The organism is Longispora fulva (genome assembly GCF_015751905.1).
In the GTDB taxonomy this organism is placed as follows: Bacteria; Actinomycetota; Actinomycetes; order Mycobacteriales; family Micromonosporaceae; genus Longispora; species Longispora fulva.
Window position 1 is genome coordinate 8474172 of record NZ_JADOUF010000001.1, and the last position, 19889, is coordinate 8494060.

Genomic DNA, 19889 nt, shown 5'->3' on the forward strand with positions numbered 1-19889 from the left:
TTCGCGCAGTCCAGCGTCGTCCTCAGCGGGTCCAAACGGACACGGGGAGGGGGCGCCGCGGGCCGGCGGCGCCCCCTCCCCGCGGTCTACTTCGCCGCGTGCACCGCGATGTTGAACGCGCCGACACCCAGCGCGCCGTACAGCGACAGCCACAATGGCAGGTACATCTCCATCCCGCGCGCCGCCCGGATCCCGCCCAGGTCCAGCACCCGGGCCTCCGGCCAGCCGAACTCGCCCAGCAGCCCCCGGGTGATCTCCTTCGCTCCGGCGTCCTCGCCGGCGACGAACACCACGTGGTCGCCGGGCACGGTGTCCGGCCGGACCATCACCGACGCGGTCACGGTGTTCAGCGACTTGACGACCTTCGTCGCCGGGTACGCCGCCTGGATCCGCTCCGCCAGGCTGTCGGTGTTGGCCACGGTCAGGGTCGGCGGCATCCCGGCGGAGAAGTCCAGCGGGTTGGTCACGTCGATCAGGACCTTGCCTGCGAGGTTGGCCTCGCCGGCCGCCGCCAGGGCGTCGAGCGCGCCCGCGCCGTTCGTGCAGTTGATCACGAGCGCGCCGAACGCCGCGGCCTCGGCGAACGTGCCGGCCCGCCCGTGGTGTGCCGCAGCCCAGGCGGTGGCGTTCTCGTTGCCCGCCTGGCGTGCGCCCATGGTGACGGAATGGCCCAGCTCGACGAGTCTGCTGGCGATGGTCTGCCCGACGGTGCCGGTGCCCAGTACCCCGATGTTCATGATCTTGATCTTACGACGCGACGGCGAGGGTCAGGCCGAAAAGGTCGTCCGGGTCGGTCCACCAGCGCAGCGGTTCGAATCCGGCGGCCCGCAGTTCGGTCGCCACACCCTCCTCGCGGAACTTCGCCGACACCTCGGTGTGCAGCTCCTCCTTGGCGGCGAACTCCACGGTCAGGTCGAGTCGCTGCAGGTGGACCCGCATGTCGCGCTCGGCCCGCAGCCGCATCTCGATCCACTCGTGCTCGGCGTCCCAGTGCGCGACGTGCGCGAAGGAGTCCACGTCGAAGTCCGCGCCCAGCTCCCGGTTGAGCACCAGCAGCACGTTCTTGTTGAACTCGGCGGTCACCCCGGCCGCGTCGTCGTAGGCCCGGACCAGCGTGCCCGGGTCCTTGACCAGGTCGGTGCCCAGCAGCAGCCACTCGCCCGGCTCCAGGGCCCCGCGCAGCTCGGCGTAGAACCGGGCCCGCTCCTCGGGGATCAGGTTGCCGATCGTGCCGCCCAGGAACGCCACCAGCCGTGACTCGGCCCTCGGGATCCGCTCCAGGTGCCGGTTGAAGTCGGCGACCAGGGCATGGACCCTCATGTTCGGGTACTCCGCGTGCACGGCCACCGCCGCCGCCTTCAACGCGCTCACCGACACGTCCAGCGGCATGAACAGCGCCGGACTGAGCGCGTCGAGCAGCAGCCGGGTCTTGTCCGAGGAGCCGGAACCGAGCTCCACCAGGGTCCGCGCGCCGGTCAGCTCCGCGATCTCGTGCGCCCGCTCGGTGAGGATGGCCCGCTCGGTGCGGGTCGGGTAGTACTCGTCGAGCTGGGTGATCTCCTCGAACAGGTCACTGCCCCGGGCGTCGTAGAACCAGCGGGGCGACAGCCACTTCGGGGTGGCCGTCAGGCCGGCCGACGCGTCCGCGCGCAGCTGTTTGGCCAGGTCGGTGTGGTCGAGGTAGATGTCGAGTTCCATCAGATGGCCTCCGTGGTCGTACCGGTCCGGGTCACGGTCACGATCCGGTGATCGTCCACCGCCGCCCAGTCGCCGGAGGTGTCGAACGGTTCGGACGCCACGGTCCCGGGGCGGGTCCACAGCGAGTGTCCGCAGGTACTGGCCACGATCGTCTCCCCATCGGTCAGCAGTAGGTTGAGCCTGGCGGTCGGGGCCGCCTCGTACACCTCGGTGACGGTCTCCGCGACCGCCTTCACCGGGGACATTCCGGACCGCAGCCGGTCGCGGACCAGCGCCCACAGGAGCGCGGAGTCCGTCGGAGCCTCCAGCTGGATCAGGTCGAGCACGGGCAGCCGGGCGGCGACGTCGGCGACGACCTCCGGCCAGCCCCGGACCACGCCGTTGTGGCTGAACAGCCACTGGTCCTCCGTGAACGGGGCGCACGCCGTCTCCACCACCGGCATCCGGGGCGTGGCCGCCCGCACCGCGCCGACGATCGCGCCGGACCGGATCGACCGGGCCAGGGAGGAGAAGTTGGTGTCGCCCCAGATCGGCACCGCGCGCCGGTAGCGCACCGGGGGCGCGCCGTCGCCCGGATACCAGCCGACGCCGAAGCCGTCCACGTTGATCGTGCCGCCGCCCCGCATGTCGCGTGGAGCCCAGGACTGGTGCCGGAGCGAGTGCTCCGGGTCGAGCAGCAACTCGGCCAGGGTGACCGGTTCTCCGACGTACGCCAGGTGACGGCACATGTGTTAGCTCCGTTCGTCGTCGTCTACATCCCGAGCGCAGCGGAACCCGGCGAAGATCTGCCGCCGGATCGGGTAGTCCCAGTTGCGGAACGTGCCACGGCAGGCCGCGGCGTCCGTGCCGAAGGAGCCGCCGCGCAGCACCCGGTACTCCGGCCCGAAGAACACCTCCGAGTACTCCCGGTACGGGAACGCCCGGAAGCCCGGGTAGCCCGTGAACACCGAGGACGTCCACTCCCACACGTCGCCGACCAGCTGGTGCACGCCCAGCGGGGAGACCCCGGCCGGATACGCGCCCACCGGGGCGGGGGACAGGTGCCGCTGGCCCAGGTTGGCGTGCTCGACCGTCGGGTCGTCGTCGCCCCACGGGTACCGCCGGGACCTGCCGGTCGCCGGGTCCCACCGGGCCGCCTTCTCCCACTCCGCCTCGCTCGGCAGCCGCTTGCCGGCCCAGCGGGCGTACGCGTCCGCCTCGTACCAGCACACGTGCACCACGGGCTCGTCCGGGATCCGGGGCTCCGTGCGCCCGAACCGGGTGTACGTCCCGTCCGGACCCCAGTGCCCCGGCCCGGTCAGCCCGGCCGCGCGGACGTGCGCCCAGCCGTCGGGGGCCCACCAGCGCTCGTCGGTGTAGCCGCCGTCCCGGATGAACGCCTCATACTCGGCGTTGGTCACCGGGGCCGCGTCGATCCGGAACGCCGCCACGTGGACCCGGTGCGCCGGGCGCTCGTTGTCCAGCGCCCACGGCTCGAAGTCGGTGCCCATCGTGAACGGACCGGCCGGCACCAGCACCTCGCCGGACACCGGACGCCCGGGCGGCGGCGGGACGGCCGCCAGCACGGGGTCGCCGACCCGGAGCTGGTGGGTGGCGAGCATCGTCTCGTCGTGCTGCTGCTCGTGCTGCACGACCATCCCGAACACGAACGCGTCGGTGACCAGCTCCCTGCCCTCCAGCGGGGCGGTGTCCAGCACGTCCAGCACGTGGTCGCGGACGTCGCGGACATAGCTCCGGGCGGCGGCGGGGCCGAGCAGGGGCAGGGCGGGGCGGTCGGCGCGGGGGTGTTTGAAGGCGTCGTACAGCTCGTCGAGGTCGGCCCGGACCGGCTCCCGCCCGCCAGCGTCCCGAACGAGCCAGATCTCCTCCTGGTTACCGATATGCGCGAGATCCCACACGAGGGGGGACATCAGTCGCGAATGTTGCCGCACCAGATCGGCGTCGTCCACGGCGTCGGTCAGTAACAGGCTCCGCGACCGGGCCCGCTGCAACTCGCCAGCGACCCGGGCCCGAAGATCATCGGGGTCGGTCAAATCTCCTCCTCGCTTCCCCCATTCTTGCCCACCGAACCTACGGAAGACCAGGATCAGGTGACCGAATATCGACAATCAGGGGGTGCCGGGGCCCCGCGACCCCGGAATCCGGGTGTACGGGCCTCAACGGACGCGGCTACGGTAGCCACGTGCCCGAACTCATGATCAACAACAGTAGCCTGGCCTACGCCGTCCAGGGGGACGGGCCGGCGGTCCTGCTCCTGCACGCCGGGATCGCCGACCACCGGATGTGGGACGCCCTCGTCCCGGCGCTGGCCGGCCGGCGGACCGTGATCCGCCCCGACCTGCGCGGGTTCGGCGCCTCGGCCGCCCCGACGGAGCCGTTCGGGCACGTCGCCGACCTGGTGGCCCTCCTCGACCACCTCGGCGTCGGGAAGGCCGACGTGGTGGGCTGCTCGAACGGCGGCCGGATCGCGGTCAATCTCACCGCCGCCCGACCGGACCTGGTCACCTCGCTGACCCTGCTCGCCGCAGCCCCCGTCGCCGGCCTCGGCCCCTCTTCCCATGCCGGGTCCGTGCTGGGGAGCGGCTCTGCTTCCCCTGCCGCACCCGCGCCGGATGGCTCCGGAACGGGCCACGACCAGGTGTCGGACCCCGTCCCCGCCGGGCACGTCTGGTCGGCCGAACTCCTCGCCTACTCGGCCGCCGAGGACGCGGCGCTGGAGGCGGGGGATATGGAAGAGGCCGTCCGGCTCAACGTCGACGTGTGGCTGCGCGGACCGCACCGGTCCGAGATGCCGGAGGCGCTGGCCGTGCTCGACGGGCCACTGAGGACCTCGCTGCGCCACCAGGCGGCCATGGACCGCTACGTCCTCGGCGCGCCGGCCCCCGACCTGGCCGCGATCGACGTGCCCACCGTCGTGGGGTACGGCGACCGCGACGTGGCCGACTTCGAGGCCATCGCCCGCCGCTACGCCGCCCGGATCCCGGGCGCGCGCCTCGTCGCCTTCCCCGGGGCCGGGCACCTGATCCCGGTCGAGCAGCCCGCCGAGGTGCTGGCCGCGCTGCCGTTCTAGCCGCAGGCCCGGGCCCGCCACCCTCGCGGGCCGAAGCCTCGAGGCGCCCATCGCGGGCCCCAGTGCCCCGGCGGCCGATGCGCGCCGGGGCAGGGACCGCCGTAGCCGTGTGATGGGGTCGATCTTCGGTCAGCGTCGGCGGAACCGGCGGGACCAGCCTCCGGTCGCGGATCCGGCCGCGAAGTTGAGGGCGAGGAAGAACAGTCCGGCCGTGGTGAGCGTCGTCGCGTCGATCAGCCCCGGGTCGATGCCCGCGAGCTGGAACAGCAGTGCCAGGCCGAACGAGACCGCGGCGATGATGGCGAACATAGTGCCTCCTGTCGATGAGTGCTCCTCTGTGTGCCCAGGCCTGTCCGGTTCCAAACCTCGGACTGCCCCAAAGGGCCACTGGGACTGCCCCCGGTGCCCTGTGGCGGATCGGGGTGCCGGCGGGATGGTGAGGTGTGGCCCTCCTGTGTCGACAGTGCGGTCAGGCGAACCCTGACGGTGCGGAGTTCTGTGCGGCCCCCTCGTGCGGGGCCTACCTGCGCTGGGACGGTCCGGCCGTGCAGCAGCCGACCACGTCCGTGCCCGCCACCCCGCAGGCCGACAGGGCCGGCGCCTCGCTGGTGCTCGCCGACCGGCACGCCGCCGTCGAACCGGGCGAGACGGCCACCGTCGCGCTCAGCGTCCACAACGGCGGGACCAGGGTCGAGCAGTTCACCCTCGTCGTCCTCGGCCCGGCCGCCGCCTGGGCCACGGTCGAGCCGGCCACCCTGTCGGTGTATCCGGGCGACCGCGCCGAGGCGACCGTGCGCTTCGCCCCGCCCCGTACCTCCGCGAGCCCCGCCGGCCGGGCGGGTTTCCGGGTCCAGGCCGCCTCGACGGTGCACCCGGGCCTGGTCGCCGGCTCCGACGGCACCCTCGACGTGGGCGTGTTCCGCGAACTCGGCGCGGTCCTCGTGCCCCAGAACACGTCCGGCCGGGGCCGCACCCGGCACCGCCTGGAGCTGAGCAACTCCGGCAACGTGGTCGAACCGGTCCGGATCACGGCCAGCGACCCCGACGGCCGGCTCCGGTTCGGCCTGCCGGCCGGGGAGGTGCCGGTCCCGCCCGGCGGCACGGCCGTCCCGGTCACGGTCACCGCGCCCTGGCGGTTCGTGGGCGCGCCCCGGCCGCACCGGTTCACGGTGCAGGTCACGCCCCGGCCGTCCGCGCAGCCCGTGCGGCTCGACGGCGGTCGGGAGGCCGTGGCCCTGTTCACCCGGTGGGTGCCGATCCTCGCCGGGGTCCTCGTCCTGCTCGCCGGGATCGGCTTCGGCGCCGCCAAGGTGGCGCCCCTGCTGACCAGCGCGAGCCCGACCCCGACCCCGGCCACAGTCGCGACGGCGGCGAGCCCCGTGCCGAGTGTGTCGCCGCCGTCGCCCACCCCGTCGGCGTCCGCGTCGCCCAGCAGGTCGCCGTCGCCCAGCCCGAGCCCGACGCCGTCGGCCGGGCCGGCGGACGCCTGCCGCACCGGGTTCGTGTGGCGGGAGGCGTTCCCCGTCGACCACGTGTGCGTGCAGCCCGGGGTGCACAGCCAGGTGCTCGCCGACAACGGGGCGGCCTCCTCCCGGTGGACCAGCGGGGCCTACGGCTCCCGGACCTGCGTCAACGGGTACGTCTGGCGCGAGGCCACCCCCACCGACCTGGTGTGCGTGACGTCGGCGACGCGTACCCAGACGGCGGACGACAACGCGCAGGCCACCTCGCGGCTCCTGACCGCGCCGAGGAACTGCCGGTCCGGGTACGTCTGGCGCGAGGCCTTCCCCGGCGACTACGTCTGCGTCACCCCGACGACCCGCACCCAGGCCGGCCAGGACAACGCCCAGGCCACCGCGCGTCGCGAACCCAACGGCGGCGCGTCCGGGGTGGACACCTGCAGGTCAGGCTACGTCTGGCGGGGCGCCCGCGACGCCGACCACGTGTGCGTCACCCCGACGACCCGCACCCAGACGGCCGCCGACAACGCCGCCGCCGCGTCCCGGGTCACTCCCTGATCGCCGGGTGCCCGATCGGGCAGGGACGACTACCCCCACGACGGGACCAGCTGCCCGTTTCGGGCCGAGGGCGCCCGGAACAAGATCTTAGTTACGTGTCGACAAGGAGGACCGGATGCCCACCTACCAATCCCCCGGCGTGTACGTCGAGGAGGTCGAAGCCGGTTCGCGGCCCATTGAGGGCGTGGGCACCGCCGTGGCCGCCTTCGTCGGCTTCGCTGCCGCCGGCCCGTACAACACGCCGACCCTGGTGTCGAACTGGAGCCAGTACACGAAGGCGTTCGGCGAGTTCGCCGAGGGCTGCTACCTGCCCCAGGCCGTGTACGGCTACTTCCTCAACGGCGGCGGCAACTGCTACATCGTCCGGGTGGGCGGCCAGCGCGCCGACGAGGAGACCGCGGCCCTGCCGGCCGGTCCGCAGGCCGTGCTCGGCTCGTACCGGGTCGCGGCGCGGGAGCCGGGCGCCCGGGGCCTGGTCGTGGAGATCACCGGCCCGACGGGCGAGAACCCGCCGGACGACCGGTTCACCCTGGTCGTGAAGCAGGACGGCAAGGCGGCCGAGACCTTCGAGAACGTGACCACCCGCAAGGGCCGCGACAACGTGGTGACCCGGGTGAAGGACGGCTCCCGCCTGATCACCCTCACCGAGCAGCAGTCCGCCGGCGCCCCGACCCGCCCGGACCTCGGCGCCGTGGCGCTCAGCGCGCCGCCGTCCCCGCCGGCCGTGCCCGCCCGGGTCGTCGCCGACGTGTACGTGGGCGACGTCTCCGACCGCACCGGCTTCGGCGGACTGGAGACCGTGGACGAGGTGACCATGGTCGCGGTGCCCGACCTGATGAGCGCGTTGCAGGCCGGGGCGATCGACGGCGAGACCGTCAAGGCCGTGCAGTTGGCCATGATCGCGCACTGCGAGCTGATGGGCGACCGGATGGCCATCCTCGACGCCCCGCCCGGGCTGAACCCGCAGCAGGTCCGCGACTGGCGGATGAACGACGCCGGCTACGACTCCAAGTACGCGGCCCTGTACTACCCGTGGATCAAGGTCTTCGACCCGGCGACCGGTGGCAACAACTTCATCCCGCCCAGCGGGCACATGGCCGGGGTGTGGGCCCGCAACGACTCGACCCGGGGCGTGCACAAGGCGCCGGCCAACGAGGTGGTGCGCGGCGCGGTGGCGTTGCAGACCCAGCTGACGAAGACCGAGCAGGAACTCCTCAACCCGATCGGGATCAACTGCGTGCGGGCGTTCTCCGGCCGGGGGATCCGGGTCTGGGGCGCGCGGACGCTGTCGAGCGACCCGGCGTGGAAGTACCTCAACGTGCGGCGGCTCTTCAACTACCTCGAAGAGTCCATCATGAACGGCACCCAGTGGGTGGTGTTCGAGCCCAACGACGACGCGCTGTGGGCCAGGATCCGGCGCACGGTCGCCTCCTTCCTGGTGATGGAGTGGCGCAAGGGCGCGCTGTTCGGCCTCACCCCCGACGAGGCCTACTTCGTCCGCTGCGACCGGGAGACCAACCCCGCCGAGGGCATCGACCTCGGCCAGGTGGTCTGCGAGATCGGGGTGGCACCCGTGAAACCCGCCGAGTTCGTCATCTTCCGGCTGTCGCAGTTCTCCGGCGGCACCAGCCTGGTCAACGAGTAGCAGAGAGGTAGACGCACATGGCGCTCCCCGATCTGGACGGTGCGGTCGGCCACTCCTTCGGGCTGGAGGTCGACGGCGTGATGATCACGCAGATCAACGAGGTCAGCGGTCTGAAGTTCGAGCAGGACGTGATCGAGCTGAAGACGAACACGAAAGACGGCAAGTTCATGATCAAGAAGTTGCCGGGGCGGATCAAGGCTGGCGAGGTCACCTTCGTCCGGAGCCTGACCGCCAGCAACAGCTTCGAGAAGTGGATGAAGGACTCGCGGCTCGGCAAGATGGCCGACGCCCGCAAGACGGCCGCCGTGATCATCTTCGACTACGAGCAGCAGGCCATCAAGCGCTACATCCTGCACGGGGCCTGGCTCAAGAGCCTGGAGATCGGCTCCCTGAAGGCCGGCGACACCAGCGTCCTCACCGAGAAGGCCGTCGTCACCTACGAGGAGATGGTCATCGAATGAGGCGCACCGCCCCGGTGCCGGCCGAGACCCCGGAGCGGCTGCGGACCGAGTTCGCGTTCGAACTTCCCCGGGGGTACGTCGACCCCGCAGGCACCCTGCACAAGTCGGGCGTCATGCGGCTGGCCACGGCACGCGACGAGCTCGTCCCGCTGCGCGACGACCGGGTCCGGGAGAACCCGGCCTACCTCACCGTGGTGCTGCTCGCCCGGGTCATCACCGAACTGGGCGACATCACCGACGTGCACGCCGGCGTGGTGGAGGACCTGTTCGCGGCGGACCTGGCGTTCCTGCAGGAGCTGTACCGGCGGATCAACAGCGAGGGGCACACCCGGGCCGGGGTGGCCTGCCCCTCCTGCGGGCACGCCTTCACCGTCGACATGGCGGGCGGTGGCCGCCCGGGGGAATCGTGACGTACGCGACCGACCGGCTGCACGAGGAGATCGCGTACGTGGCCTACCACTTCCACTGGGCGCTCGACGACATCCTCGACCTGGAGCACGTCGACCGGCTGCGGTACACGAATGAGATCGCGAAGATCAACACACGGATGAGGGGACCGGGCTGATGTGGCCGTGGAAGCGTGACGCTCCATCCGGCGTGGGGTCCCCGAGCGGTGCGGAGTCTCGGCCCGGGGCCGGGCACGGGTCCGCCGCCTCGCGTGGGCCGGAGGTCGCGCGGGCGCCCGTCGGGGCCTGGCGGGACCTCCCGCCCCTCCAGCGCACGGTCGGCGACCATCCGCTGACCAATCCGACCGACCGGTTCAGCGGCGGGCTCACCGCCTGGCAGGACCCGACGTTCCTGGCGCCGTTGCGGCACGCGGTGGGGCCGGCGGAACCGTCGGGCGTGGTCTCGGCCGTCCCGGCCCCGCCGGAACCGACGGTGTCGGAGCCGACCCTGGACGGCCCGAGGTCGGCGTATCCGTCGGCCGGGGGCGAGTTGCCGGTGGTCGAGCGCGGGCCGGTCTCCCGGCTGCTGGACCGGGTGGTGCAGCGGTTAGGCGGGGGACCGGGACAGGGCGGCGGCGCGCCGACCGGAGGGGCTGACGTCCGGTCGGCCGGCTCGGGGTCCGCAATCGGCGTCGATGGTGTGACGGGTGGCGTCGGGCGGTCGGCGGACGGCGGGGCGACGGGTCCGCACGCGGACGCGGCGCTGCTCGGTGGCGACGGTTCCGGCGCGCCGTTCGGGGGCGAGCCGGTCGTGCGGCGGTCGGCGGACGAGACCGGTCCTGATCCGAGTGGCCTCGCGGGCCCCGCCCAGGGGCTTGGAGAGGGCGCGGGTCCCGTCGTCCAGCGGTTGGCGGGCGACGCCGGTTCCGCGGACAGGGGATCGGACGGTGCGTCGGCGTGGCGAGGAGCCGGGGCTGAGGCTGGGGCGCCACGGACGGACGCGACAGGATCCGGGGCGCGGAGAACGGCCGACGGGTCGGGCCACGCGGGCGGCGACCAGTCCGGAGCGCGGCCCGCGGCGACAGGCGGGGCAGGGTTCTCGGTGCAGCGGACGGCGGCCGGTGGTCCCGTCGGCGAACCGGGCCCGGTCACGGAACTCGCGTCGGGCGGGGAGCAGGGTCGTCTCGCCGACGGTGGAGTGTCGCCCGGCGACGCGGACCGCCTCACGGAACATGGTTCGTCCGCCGGGGAGCCTGGTCACCTCGCGGAGGGCGGAACGGCGCTCGGCGACTCGGATCTCCTGGCGGACGGACCGTTGCTCGGCGACCCGGGGCCACTCGCGGACGGCGGCACGTCAGCCGGCGGCGCGTCCCACGGTGTCGAACCGGCGGGCCCGGACGCGATCTCGGGCGGCCTGCCCGTGCTGGGAAGTGGTTCCGGCGCCGGTCAGAACGGCGGGGAGCGGAGCCAGGGGCTGCTGGTGTCGCGCAGTGCTGACCTCACGACCACCGGCGACCATGTCCACGACCCCGGACAGCACGACTCCAGCGACGTCGCCCGCCGTGGGCACGCGTCCGACACCCGGCCACAGGGCGACGGGTCCCATGCCCGGCCACCGGGCGACGCGTCCCGCGACGGGTCACCGTCGCACGGCGCATCGTCCGGTTCCACGGCCCCGGTCGTGCAACGCGCCGCCTCTTCCGACGCGCCGCTGCTCGGGGACACCACTCCGCCCGGCTCCGCCCTCGACCGCGCGGACCTGGCGGCGCGGTCCGACCAGGCCCCGGGCGCGGGTGACAGTGCGCCCGACCGGCCGGCACCCGCGCCGGGCGACCCGGTCGCCGGGTCCGGCCCCGGTCGACTGAGCACGGCGGGATCGGAGTCCAGGTCGGGTGCGGACGCCGGTTTCGACGCGTACCCGGGAGCGACCGCGACCTCGGGCGAGAGCGCCAGCGGGAGCGCCGGTCTGATCTCGGGAGACTTCGGGGCCGGGCCGCTGTCCTCGGGCCCGACGCTGGGCGCCGGACAGGACGCCTCGCACGAGACCGGAGGGTTCGTCCAGCGGGCGACCGATTCCGGCACCGCATCGGAGGCCGCACCAGGTCCGGGTGCCCGGTCCGGTGCGGGTGTCGCGGGGACCTCCGCCGGGCAGGGAGTCTCCGGCCGGCGGGACGCGGGCACCTGGACGGCGGGCCAGGCCGGGAGCGGAGCCGCAGACGCGTCGGGCGGTGCCGCCGCCGGGAGTGCCGCTGTTCAGCGTTCGGTCGGTGAGCCCCGACGTCTGGGCCTCGGCGCGCCCCTGGCCCCCGGCGAGATGCCCCCAGGTCTCCCACGCACGACTGACTTTGCCGAGGCCTCGCACCAGTTCCCCGGTGCGGGCCCGGGTGCCCTGCGCGGGTTCCCGGACCAGGTCCCGGGTGGTGTGCGACAGATCGCCGACCACGGCCCGGGCGATGCCTCGCGGCGGATCGCCGACGAGGGTCCGGGCGGTGCGTTGCGACAGACCGCTGACGGGGGCCTGGGCGGTGCCGTGCAACGGTCCGCTGCTGAGGGGCCGGACGCGCCGACCCTGGGCGGCGGCCTGTCGGACCGGGCCGGGCACGACGACCCTTCCGGTCTGCCCGACACGCATCTGACCTGGTCGGACACCCGCGGAACCGACCAGTTCGGCGACGGGGCCACGGCGGACGGCGGACCGGGACGTCCCGAGGACACCGTCCGGGTGCTGGCCCTGCCCGCTCCGGCGCACGGCCCGAGTACCGGACTCCTCGGACACCACGGCCTGCCCGTGGCCCTGCAACGCGCCGCAACCGGGTCCCCTCCATCGGCCGGACAGGCCCCGTCAGGCGTGCCGTCCCCGCCGGCCGGGCCGCCCGACACACCCCTGTGGAGCGCCCCGCACGCGGAACCGGTCGAGGTGCAGCGGGCTGTGGAGGTCGAGGCGCCGTCGATGGTGCCGGTGCTCACCCGTACCCCCGAAATGGTCGTGCAGCGGGCTGAGGAGGCCGCGCCCGCCCCGGCCCCCGCGACCGGCGACGGCGCCCCGGAGGAGTTGTTGAAGAAGTTGTTCGACCCGCTGCTGCGGAGGCTGAAGGCCGAGCTCCGGCTCGACCGGGACCGACGCGGCGTCCTCACCGACCTGCGCCACTGACGACAGCGACCCGGACACGCGAGAGCGACCTCGGCATCCGAGGAGCAACCCCCGGCACCACCCCGAAGAAGGACCGAAGAGGAACGAGGAGGAGACCATGGCTGGTAGGCCCGACGTCGAGGCGGTGGCGGTCTCGTTCCTGGTGACCGTCGACCGCAACAGCCTGGGCGCGTTCAACAGCTGCGAGGGCCTCGGTGTCGAGGTCGTCATGGAACAGCGGGAGGAGGGCGGGCAGAACGGGTGGGTGTGGCAGTTGCCGACCCGGATCAAGTACCCGAACATCAAGCTCACCCGGCCGGTCACCGCCGACAGCAAGAAGATCACGGACTGGTTCGCCGGCATGTCCAACGGGGTGAAGCGGATGACGGCCGTGATCGAGGCCCGCAACCCGCTCGGCGAGAAGATCGCGTCCTGGGGCCTGCACGGGGTGGTGCCGGTCCGGTGGACGGGACCGCAGCTCACCCACGACAGCCCCAAGGTGGCCATGGAGACCCTGGAGTTGGCGCACCACGGGTTCGTGTCGACATGAGTGGGCCGGTCACGTTCACCGCCGCCGGCACCTCGACGCACCGCAACCCGGGCGGCGGGCGCGACGGCGCGCCGGCGAGCCTGCAACGGGCGTTCCTGGAGCGCCGCGAGCCCCCGCCGGGCGGCGGGACCGCCGCCCCCAGCAGCACGGTCATCGACACCATCGACTTCCAGTTCAACCCGAAGGAGCTCAACCTCACCAAGGCAGCCAAGTGGGGCCGCAACCCGCAGGCGAAGGCGAAGAAGGCCGGTCCGCCGGAGTTCCTCGGCTCCGAACCGGCGAAGCTGTCGCTGGAACTGTTCTTCGACGCCACCGAGAAGATGGACGACGCGGTCGTGAACGCGGTGGAGAAGCTCTTCTCGTGCACGGTGCCGTACAAGAAGTTCCCCACCCCGCCGTGGGTGATCTTCCACTGGGGCGGCCTGACCAGCTTCGCGGGCTTCCTGAAGACGGTCACGGCGAAGTACACCCTGTTCACGCCGGGTGGCATGCCGGTACGCGCGGTGTGCACGGCGAGCCTGGAGGAGATCTCCGGCGAGCAGGGCGGCCAGAACCCGACCTCCGGCGCGCTCGCCGCCCGCGACGTGCACGTGGTCGTCGCCGGCGACACCCTGCAGTCGGTGGCCCACCGCGCCTACGGCAACGCCGCCCTGTGGCGGGCCGTCGCTGAGGCCAACGGGGTCGACGACCCGCTGCGGCTGGCTCCCGGGCGCCGGCTGCTCGTACCGGGGATGGAGGAACTCGACCATGGCCAATGAGAGCTTCGCCAACTCCCTCATCGTGGAGGTCGAGGGCGCGCCGCTGCCCGCCGACGTGGTCCCGATGCTCACCTACGCCTACGTGGACGACAGCCGCAACCTGCCGGACCTGTTCGTGCTGCGGTTCCGCGACCCGCAGCACGTGGTGCTGGGCAAGGCGAAGTTCGCGATCGGCGCGAAGGTGGCCCTCAAGGTGCGCACCGCCGAGCCGACCGCGCCGCAACTGCTGCTCGCCGGGGAGGTCACGGCGCTGGAGGTCGAGCTGGACCCGTCGGGGTCGGTGACCGAGGTGCGGGGGCTCGACGTCGGGCACCGGTTCTTCCGGGGGCGGCGGGTGGCGGCGTACCCGAACATGACCGTGGCCGACGTCGTCCGCAAGGTCGCCGACCGGGCCGGGGTCAAGACCGGGACCATCGATCCGGTACCGGGCGTCAGCGGTGCCGCCAACACCCAGCTCAGCCAGGACAACGTCAGCGACTGGGAGTTCCTCACCCGGCTGGCCGACCTCGTCGGCGCGCAACTCGCGGTCGCCGGGGGCAGGCTGGACTTCCGGCTGCCCGCCGCCCCGCAGGGCGCACCGGACGCCAACGCCAGGGCGCACACCGACCCGCTGGTCCTGGAGGCCGGCCGCAACCTGGTGTCGCTGCGGGCGTGCGTGTCCGCCGCCGAGCAGGTGCCGAGCGTGGAGGCCCGCGGCTGGGACTTCGAACGCAAGCAGGAGGTGTCGGCCACCGCCACCCCGACGACGGCCGGCGCGGAGGTCCCCGGGGCGGACCCCGTGGCGCTGGGGAAGAAGTTCGCCAGCCCGCCGTACGTGGCCGCCGACGCCGCCTGGCGCACCCCCGGAGCGGTCAAGGCCACGGCCGCGGCGCTCGCCGCCCAGCTCGGCGGGGCATGCGTGGAACTCGACGGCGTGGCCAAGGGCAACCCGAAGCTGCGGGCCGGGGTGTCGGTGACCCTGGGCGGGGTCGGCGAGCCGTTCGCCGGCAAGTACGTCCTGACCAGTACCCGGCACCTGTTCGGCGACCACGGGTACGAGACGGCGTTCCTCGTCTCCGGCCGCCAGGAGCGCTCCCTGTTCGGCCTCGTGTCGGCCGGCGGCACGGACACCCGGGTCGACCGGGGACTCGTCCCGGGCATCGTCAGCGACGTGCGGGACCCGTTGGAGATGGGCCGGGTGAAACTCACGTACCCGTGGCTGTCGAAGGACTTCACGAGTGGCTGGGCCCGGCTCGTCGCGCCGGGGGCCGGCAAGGGGCGCGGCGCGCTGTTCCTGCCGGAGGTCGGCGACGAGGTGCTGGTCGGGTTCACGGGCGGGGACCCGGACGCCCCGTACGTGCTCGGCGGCCTCTACAACGGCAAGGACACCCTGCCGACCCTGTCCACGGACCCCGTCGACGGCGGCAGCGGCGAGATCGCGGCCCGCGCGCTGGTGTCGCGGACCGGGCACAGGCTCGAACTGGTCGAGAACGACGGCATTCTGCTCGCCACCGGCGACGGGAAGCTGTCGGTGAAGCTGGACAAGAAGAGCGGCAAGGTCACGATCACCGGCTCCAACGGCATGGTGCTCGACGCCGGCAACGGCAAGGTCGAGATCAAGGGCATGGGCGTCAGCGTGGACGGCGGCAGCGGTCCCGTCGAGCTCAAGGGCCAGAAGGTGTCGGCGCAGGGCATGGCGGAGGCGGAGCTGAAGGCCACCGGCCAGGTGACCGTCAGCGGCGGCATCGTCAAGATCAACTAGGGGGAGAACATGCCAGCAGCGGCGCGGGTCGGCGACCCGACCGGTCACCCGGGGGTGATCACCGGTCCGGGCTGCCCGACCGTCCTGATCGGCGGGGTGCCGGCCGCGCGGGTCGGCGACCTGCACACATGCTCGTTCCCGCCGCCGGCCGTGCACCCGCCGACGCCGCTCGTCCCGCCCGGGTGCCCGACGGTGCTGATCGGCGGGATGCCGGCGGCCCGGATGGGGGACATGGCCGGATGCGGCGCGCCCATCCTGATGGGCTGCCCGACAGTGCTGATCGGAGGGTGACGATGAAAACCTTTCATGGGTTACGGCGACACCTGGGCCGGCGCGCGGCGGCCCTTCCCGCACCCTGTGGGGTGGTTTCCGGTGAGTGAGTTCGTCGGGCGCGGATGGGCCTTCCCGATCCGCACCGACGCCACCGGCTCCATCGCGCTCGTCGGCGGCGACCGCGAGATCGCCGAGAGCATCCGCCTCATCCTCGCCACCGCCCCCGGCGAGCGCCCGATGCGCCCGGACTTCGGCTGCGCGGTGCACGACCTCGTCTTCGCCCCGGCGGACGTGTCCACGGCCGGCCGGATCGCCTACGAGGTCCGGCTCTCCCTCGAACGCTGGGAACCCAGGATCACCCTGCACGACGTGCGGGTCGGGTTCGCCTCCGTCGAGGAGGGCATCCTCATGATCGACATCCGGTACGCCATCCGCGGCGACAACGACCCCCGCAACCTGGTGTTCCCGTTCTACGTGATCCCCACCCACGAGGAGACGGTCTGATGTCCCTGCCCAGCCCGAACCTCGACGACCGGCGGTTCCAGGAGCTCGTCGACGAGGCGAAGCGCATGGTGCAGCAGCGCTGCCCCGAATGGACGGACCACAACGTGTCCGACCCGGGCGTGACGCTGATCGAGACGTTCGCGTTCATGGTCGACACGGTGCTGTACCGGATGAACCGGGTCCCGCATCTTCACTACCTGAAGTTCCTCGACCTGATCGGCGTCCGGCTGTTCCCGCCGACCGCCGCCACCGGCGAGGTCACCTACCGGCTCGCCGCCGCCCAGCCGGAGACCGTCGTGGTGCCCGCCGGGGCCCAGGTCGCCAGCCAGCGGGTCGACACCGAGGACCCGGTGGTGTTCACCGTCGAACGGGAACTGCGGATCGTGCCGTGCCACCTGGAACGGGTGCTCACCGCCTCCGGGGCGGACGTGCCGGCCGACCGGTCCGAGGAACTGGCCGCCGGAACGGGGCTGGCGTGCTTCTCCGCCCAGCCGGTACCCGGCGATGTCGTGCTCTTCGGCCTCGACGTGCCCGTGCCGCACTGCCTGGTGCTGCTGCGGGTCGACTGCGACGTGGCCGGCGTGGGCGTCGACCCGCGCGACCCGCCGCTGGTCTGGGAGGCGTGGACCGGGACCGGTTGGGAACGGTGCGTCGTCGACGAGGACTCCACCGGCGGCTTCAACAAGCCCGGCGACGTGCTGCTGCATGTGCCCGCCCACCACGACGCCTCGGTACTGGGCCGGCACCGCGCCGCCTGGCTCCGCTGCCGGGTGCTGGACCCCGTCGCGGGCCAGCCGTTCTACCGGGCCTCGCCCCGGCTGCTGTCCGTCGCCGCGTCCACCATGGGCGGATCGGTCGCCGTCGTGCACGCCGAGGTCGTTCGCGGGGAGGTGGCCGGCATGTCCACCGGCGTGCCCGGCCAGCGCTTCCCCCTGGAACACCGGCCCGTCGTCGCCGACGCCGAGCCGCTCGTGCTCCTCGTGGACGCCGACGAGTGGCGGGAGGTCACGTCGTTCGCCGGGTCCGGGGCCACCGACCGGCACTTCATGGTCGACCGGGGCGCGGGGGAGCTGCTGTTCGGGCCGGCGGTCCGCGGGGCCGACGGCGGCCTGCGGCACTACGGCGCCGTGCCGGGCAAGGGCGCCACGATCCGGATTCCCGTGTACCGCACCGGCGGCGGCCGACGCGGCAACGTCGCCCGCAACATGCTCCAGATCCAACGCGACCCGGTCCCGTTCGTCTCCACGGTCTCCAACCGGGTACCGGCCAGCGGCGGCGTGGACGGCGAATCCGTGGAGGACGCCTCCACCCGGGGCCCGCTGACCCTGCGCACCCGCGACCGCGCCGTCACCGCCGAGGACTTCGAACAGCTCGCCCGCGAGGCGGCCCCCGACGCGGCCCGGGTTCGGTGCGTACCCGTCAGTGAGGAGTCCGGCGCGGTCCGCGTCCTCGTCGTGCCCGCCGTGACCGCCACCGACGACCTGCGGTTCGCCGACCTCAAGCCCAGCGCGGCCCTGCTGTCCAAGGTGTCGCGGTACCTCGACGAGCGCCGGTGCATCGGGGCCCGGATCTCCGTCGAGCCGCCGTTCTACCAGGGCGTCACCGTCGTCGCCGAGCTGCAGGCCCGGCCGCGGACCGAACCCGAGGTGCTCCGGGCCCGCGCCCTCCAGGAGCTGTACGCCTACCTGCACCCCATCACCGGCGGCCCCGACCACACCGGCTGGCCGTTCGGCCGCCCGGTGCACTCGGGCGACATCTTCGCCGTCCTGCAACGGGTACCCGGCGTGGAGCTCGTCGAGGAGGTCCGCCTGTTCGGCGCCGACCCGGTCACCGGAGCGCGCGGCGGGGCCGTCCCGCGCCTTCCGCTGTCCCCGAACGGCCTGATCTTCTCCTACGGCCACCAGGTACGGGTGGGCCGCGCATGAGACTCGGACTCGACCACCTGACCACGGCGCACCCGATCGGGGAGCGCCTCCCCGGCGTGTACCTGGAGAACGCCTTCACCCAGCGGTTCACCGAGGCCCTCGACCAGGTACTCGCCCCGGTGTTCCTCGCACTGGACTGCTTCCCCGCGTACCTGGATCCCGCGCTGGTCCCCGAGGACTTCCTCGACTGGCTGGCCGGCTGGGTCGCGCTGTCCCTCGACGAGAGCTGGCCGGTCGCCCAGCGCCGCGACCTCGTCGCCCACGCCGTGGAACTGCACCGGTGGCGGGGCACGAAACGGGGCCTGGCGGCGCATGTCCGCCTGCTCACCGGCGGGGCCGTCGAGGTGGTCGACAGTGGGGTGTGCGGCTGGTCGGACCTACCCGGCGGGGAGGTGCCGGGGAGCGGGCCGGCGCAGGTGGTGGTGCGGGTGGGGGTACCGGATCCCGGGCAGGTCAACGAGCGGCGGTTGCGGGCGGCGATCGTGGAGGCCGTGCCGGCGCACGTCCTGGTGACCCTGGAGGTGGTGGCGTCATGATCGTGTGCCGGCAGTGCGGGCAACGCAATGAGGCGGGGGCGCAGTTCTGTGGGGAGTGCGGGGCGTTCCTGGAATGGGAGGGCGCCCGGGACGAACCGGTCGCGCCGCCGGCCCCGCCTGCGGTGGCGCCGGCCAGGCCCCGATCTCCGGAGGTGCCCGCATCGGCCCCGCCGCCCACGTGGAACTTCACCCGTCCGGAGCCCGTGCCCGGTCCGCAGCCCCAGGCCGGTTCCGGCCAGGTGCCGCCCATGGAACCGGGACCGGGTGCGGAGCCCGGCCCAGCGTCCGGCTCGGCCCCCGAACTCCCGCCCCGTCCTACCCCGGCCCCGGACCCCACTCCGGCCACCGGCCAGTGGACCCCGGCCCCCGTCCGCCCCACCGAACGCCAACCCACCGACGAAACCACCACCCGTCGGCCGGTCCGCGAGCAGACCGAGGACCGCCCTCTCCAGCGCGGCGAGACCCCCTGCCCCTCCTGCGGCGCCGGCAACGATGCCACCCGCCGCTTCTGCCGCCGCTGCGGCATCGCGCTGACCGCGGCCCCGGTCGAGACGAAGCCCACCCGCTGGCAGCGTTTCCTCGCCTGGATCCTCCCCCGCAAGGTGCACGCCGCGGGCGACCGCCCCCATGTGCGCCGTCCGATCCGGTGGCGCCGACCGATCCTGCTGCTGGCGGCGGTGCTCACCCTCGTGACGGTGGCGTCGGCCCCGGGCCTGCGCGCGCTCCCCGGCAGGGGACTGGCCGCCGTCCTGGACCGCACCACGAAGCCCGCCGCCGTCCTGCCGAGCGCCGCCCGCGCGTCCGGTTCGGCCGCCGGCACGTCCCCGGAGCGGCTCTACGACGGCGCGAGCGACACCTTCTGGGCCCCGGCCGGCCCCGCCCCGGCCTGGATGGAGGTCGACTTCGCCAAGCCGTTCCGCCTGGTCGAGGTGATCGTGACGCCCGGGGTGTCCGCGGAGCAGAAGGCGTTCGTGACCGGTGGCCGCCCGGCGGTCCTGACGGTCGAGGTCACCGACGGGACCGGTGGGGTGACCCGCCTGACGTGGCAGCTCCGCGACGCGCCGGGCGGGCAGACGTTCCCGGCGCACGTCAGTGACGTACGCCGGGTGCGGCTCACGATCGGGGCGGTCTACGGAGCCCCCGACCGGCCCGCCGCCGTCGCCGAGCTGGAGTTCTACGGCCGATGAACCCCAC

Annotated in this window: 20 protein-coding genes; 15 read left to right on the top strand and 5 right to left on the bottom strand. The window is 73.4% G+C overall.

All coding sequences use genetic code 11. The features are described 5' to 3' along the window. Nucleotides 1-86: 86 nt before the first annotated feature. The 4 genes from IW245_RS39105 to egtB are packed head-to-tail and all read right to left on the bottom strand — an operon-like array spanning nucleotide 87 to nucleotide 3731. Nucleotides 87-737, bottom strand: coding sequence for an NADPH-dependent F420 reductase (locus tag IW245_RS39105; protein WP_197008080.1), 651 nt, complete (start codon nucleotides 735-737; stop codon nucleotides 87-89). Nucleotides 738-747: 10 nt separating this feature from the next. Continuing rightward, nucleotides 748-1698: an L-histidine N(alpha)-methyltransferase gene (gene egtD / locus IW245_RS39110; RefSeq protein ID WP_197008081.1), complete on the bottom strand. Its 951-nt coding sequence runs from the start codon at nucleotides 1696-1698 to the stop codon at nucleotides 748-750. Next, nucleotides 1698-2426: an ergothioneine biosynthesis protein EgtC gene (gene egtC, locus IW245_RS39115; RefSeq protein ID WP_197008082.1), complete on the bottom strand. Its 729-nt coding sequence runs from the start codon at nucleotides 2424-2426 to the stop codon at nucleotides 1698-1700. Before egtC ends, egtD begins: the two co-directional genes overlap by 1 nt. Nucleotides 2427-2429: 3 nt before the next feature. Continuing rightward, nucleotides 2430-3731, bottom strand: coding sequence for an ergothioneine biosynthesis protein EgtB (egtB, locus tag IW245_RS39120; RefSeq protein WP_197008083.1), 1302 nt, complete (start codon nucleotides 3729-3731; stop codon nucleotides 2430-2432). A 149-nt stretch (nucleotides 3732-3880) separates the two neighbouring features. Here egtB and IW245_RS39125 point away from each other — a divergent pair, with 149 nt between their 5' ends. Beyond that, nucleotides 3881-4768, top strand: coding sequence for an alpha/beta fold hydrolase (locus tag IW245_RS39125; protein ID WP_197008084.1), 888 nt, complete (start codon nucleotides 3881-3883; stop codon nucleotides 4766-4768). Nucleotides 4769-4897: 129 nt separating this feature from the next. On the opposite strand, the gene IW245_RS39130 is transcribed toward IW245_RS39125, so the two are convergent. Beyond that, on the bottom strand, nucleotides 4898-5077 hold the full coding sequence (locus IW245_RS39130; protein WP_197008085.1) for a hypothetical protein: 180 nt from the start codon (nucleotides 5075-5077) through the stop codon (nucleotides 4898-4900). A gap of 236 nt (nucleotides 5078-5313) precedes the next feature. Between IW245_RS39130 and IW245_RS39135 the strand changes: the two genes are divergently transcribed. From IW245_RS39135 to IW245_RS39200, 14 genes are all read left to right on the top strand, one after another. After that, a complete protein-coding gene (locus tag IW245_RS39135) occupies nucleotides 5314-6786 on the top strand; it encodes a COG1470 family protein (RefSeq protein WP_197008086.1) in 1473 nt (490 codons plus the stop codon). 115 nt (nucleotides 6787-6901) lie between these two features. After that, nucleotides 6902-8431 carry a phage tail sheath family protein gene (locus tag IW245_RS39140; protein ID WP_197008087.1) on the top strand — a complete coding sequence of 510 codons (1530 nt, stop codon included), beginning with the start codon at nucleotides 6902-6904 and terminating at the stop codon, nucleotides 8429-8431. 17 nt (nucleotides 8432-8448) lie between these two features. After that, the gene (locus IW245_RS39145; RefSeq protein ID WP_197008088.1) at nucleotides 8449-8892 is read left to right on the top strand and encodes a phage tail protein; all 444 of its coding nucleotides are present in this window, start codon (nucleotides 8449-8451) and stop codon (nucleotides 8890-8892) included. Beyond that, the gene (locus IW245_RS39150) at nucleotides 8889-9302 is read left to right on the top strand and encodes a hypothetical protein (protein ID WP_197008089.1); all 414 of its coding nucleotides are present in this window, start codon (nucleotides 8889-8891) and stop codon (nucleotides 9300-9302) included. The genes IW245_RS39145 and IW245_RS39150 overlap by 4 nt, the downstream gene beginning before the upstream one ends. Then, on the top strand, nucleotides 9299-9457 hold the full coding sequence (locus IW245_RS39155; protein ID WP_197008090.1) for a DUF6760 family protein: 159 nt from the start codon (nucleotides 9299-9301) through the stop codon (nucleotides 9455-9457). Before IW245_RS39150 ends, IW245_RS39155 begins: the two co-directional genes overlap by 4 nt. A 32-nt stretch (nucleotides 9458-9489) precedes the next feature. Beyond that, entirely contained in the window at nucleotides 9490-12429 is a 2940-nt protein-coding gene (locus IW245_RS39160) for a hypothetical protein (protein WP_197008091.1), read from the top strand. A gap of 97 nt (nucleotides 12430-12526) precedes the next feature. Next, nucleotides 12527-12958, top strand: a complete 432-nt coding sequence (locus IW245_RS39165; protein ID WP_197008092.1) for a phage tail protein — start codon at nucleotides 12527-12529, stop codon at nucleotides 12956-12958. Then, on the top strand, nucleotides 12955-13716 hold the full coding sequence (locus IW245_RS39170) for a CIS tube protein (RefSeq protein ID WP_197008093.1): 762 nt from the start codon (nucleotides 12955-12957) through the stop codon (nucleotides 13714-13716). The genes IW245_RS39165 and IW245_RS39170 overlap by 4 nt, the downstream gene beginning before the upstream one ends. Next, a complete protein-coding gene (locus IW245_RS39175) occupies nucleotides 13706-15457 on the top strand; it encodes a VgrG-related protein (RefSeq protein WP_197008094.1) in 1752 nt (583 codons plus the stop codon). Before IW245_RS39170 ends, IW245_RS39175 begins: the two co-directional genes overlap by 11 nt. 9 nt (nucleotides 15458-15466) lie before the next feature. After that, nucleotides 15467-15748 carry a PAAR domain-containing protein gene (locus tag IW245_RS39180; RefSeq protein WP_197008095.1) on the top strand — a complete coding sequence of 94 codons (282 nt, stop codon included), beginning with the start codon at nucleotides 15467-15469 and terminating at the stop codon, nucleotides 15746-15748. Nucleotides 15749-15829: 81 nt separating this feature from the next. Beyond that, on the top strand, nucleotides 15830-16234 hold the full coding sequence (locus IW245_RS41950; RefSeq protein WP_233472961.1) for a GPW/gp25 family protein: 405 nt from the start codon (nucleotides 15830-15832) through the stop codon (nucleotides 16232-16234). Continuing rightward, nucleotides 16234-18159: a putative baseplate assembly protein gene (locus IW245_RS39190; RefSeq protein WP_197008097.1), complete on the top strand. Its 1926-nt coding sequence runs from the start codon at nucleotides 16234-16236 to the stop codon at nucleotides 18157-18159. Before IW245_RS41950 ends, IW245_RS39190 begins: the two co-directional genes overlap by 1 nt. After that, nucleotides 18156-18695 (top strand): phage tail protein, encoded by a 540-nt coding sequence (locus tag IW245_RS39195; protein ID WP_197008098.1) that lies wholly within the window; start codon nucleotides 18156-18158, stop codon nucleotides 18693-18695. Before IW245_RS39190 ends, IW245_RS39195 begins: the two co-directional genes overlap by 4 nt. A 248-nt stretch (nucleotides 18696-18943) precedes the next feature. Further along, on the top strand, nucleotides 18944-19882 hold the full coding sequence (locus IW245_RS39200) for an NADase-type glycan-binding domain-containing protein (RefSeq protein ID WP_197008099.1): 939 nt from the start codon (nucleotides 18944-18946) through the stop codon (nucleotides 19880-19882). The last annotated feature ends 7 nt before the right edge of the window (nucleotides 19883-19889 follow it).

What these genes read in the sequence shown, in the direction of transcription:
- IW245_RS39165 (WP_197008092.1), top strand. Translation starts at nt 12,527, where the DNA reads ATGGCTGGTAGGCCCGACGTCGAGGCGGTGGCGGTCTCGTTCCTGGTG.
- egtC (WP_197008082.1), bottom strand. Translation starts at nt 2,426, where the DNA reads ATGTGCCGTCACCTGGCGTACGTCGGAGAACCGGTCACCCTGGCCGAG.
- egtD (WP_197008081.1), bottom strand. Translation starts at nt 1,698, where the DNA reads ATGGAACTCGACATCTACCTCGACCACACCGACCTGGCCAAACAGCTG.
- IW245_RS39150 (WP_197008089.1), top strand. Translation starts at nt 8,889, where the DNA reads ATGAGGCGCACCGCCCCGGTGCCGGCCGAGACCCCGGAGCGGCTGCGG.
- IW245_RS39200 (WP_197008099.1), top strand. Translation starts at nt 18,944, where the DNA reads ATGGAACCGGGACCGGGTGCGGAGCCCGGCCCAGCGTCCGGCTCGGCC.
- IW245_RS39195 (WP_197008098.1), top strand. Translation starts at nt 18,156, where the DNA reads ATGAGACTCGGACTCGACCACCTGACCACGGCGCACCCGATCGGGGAG.
- IW245_RS39105 (WP_197008080.1), bottom strand. Translation starts at nt 737, where the DNA reads ATGAACATCGGGGTACTGGGCACCGGCACCGTCGGGCAGACCATCGCC.
- IW245_RS39190 (WP_197008097.1), top strand. Translation starts at nt 16,234, where the DNA reads ATGTCCCTGCCCAGCCCGAACCTCGACGACCGGCGGTTCCAGGAGCTC.
- IW245_RS39175 (WP_197008094.1), top strand. Translation starts at nt 13,706, where the DNA reads ATGGCCAATGAGAGCTTCGCCAACTCCCTCATCGTGGAGGTCGAGGGC.
- IW245_RS39170 (WP_197008093.1), top strand. Translation starts at nt 12,955, where the DNA reads ATGAGTGGGCCGGTCACGTTCACCGCCGCCGGCACCTCGACGCACCGC.
- IW245_RS39145 (WP_197008088.1), top strand. Translation starts at nt 8,449, where the DNA reads ATGGCGCTCCCCGATCTGGACGGTGCGGTCGGCCACTCCTTCGGGCTG.
- IW245_RS39140 (WP_197008087.1), top strand. Translation starts at nt 6,902, where the DNA reads ATGCCCACCTACCAATCCCCCGGCGTGTACGTCGAGGAGGTCGAAGCC.
- IW245_RS39180 (WP_197008095.1), top strand. Translation starts at nt 15,467, where the DNA reads ATGCCAGCAGCGGCGCGGGTCGGCGACCCGACCGGTCACCCGGGGGTG.
- IW245_RS39130 (WP_197008085.1), bottom strand. Translation starts at nt 5,077, where the DNA reads ATGTTCGCCATCATCGCCGCGGTCTCGTTCGGCCTGGCACTGCTGTTC.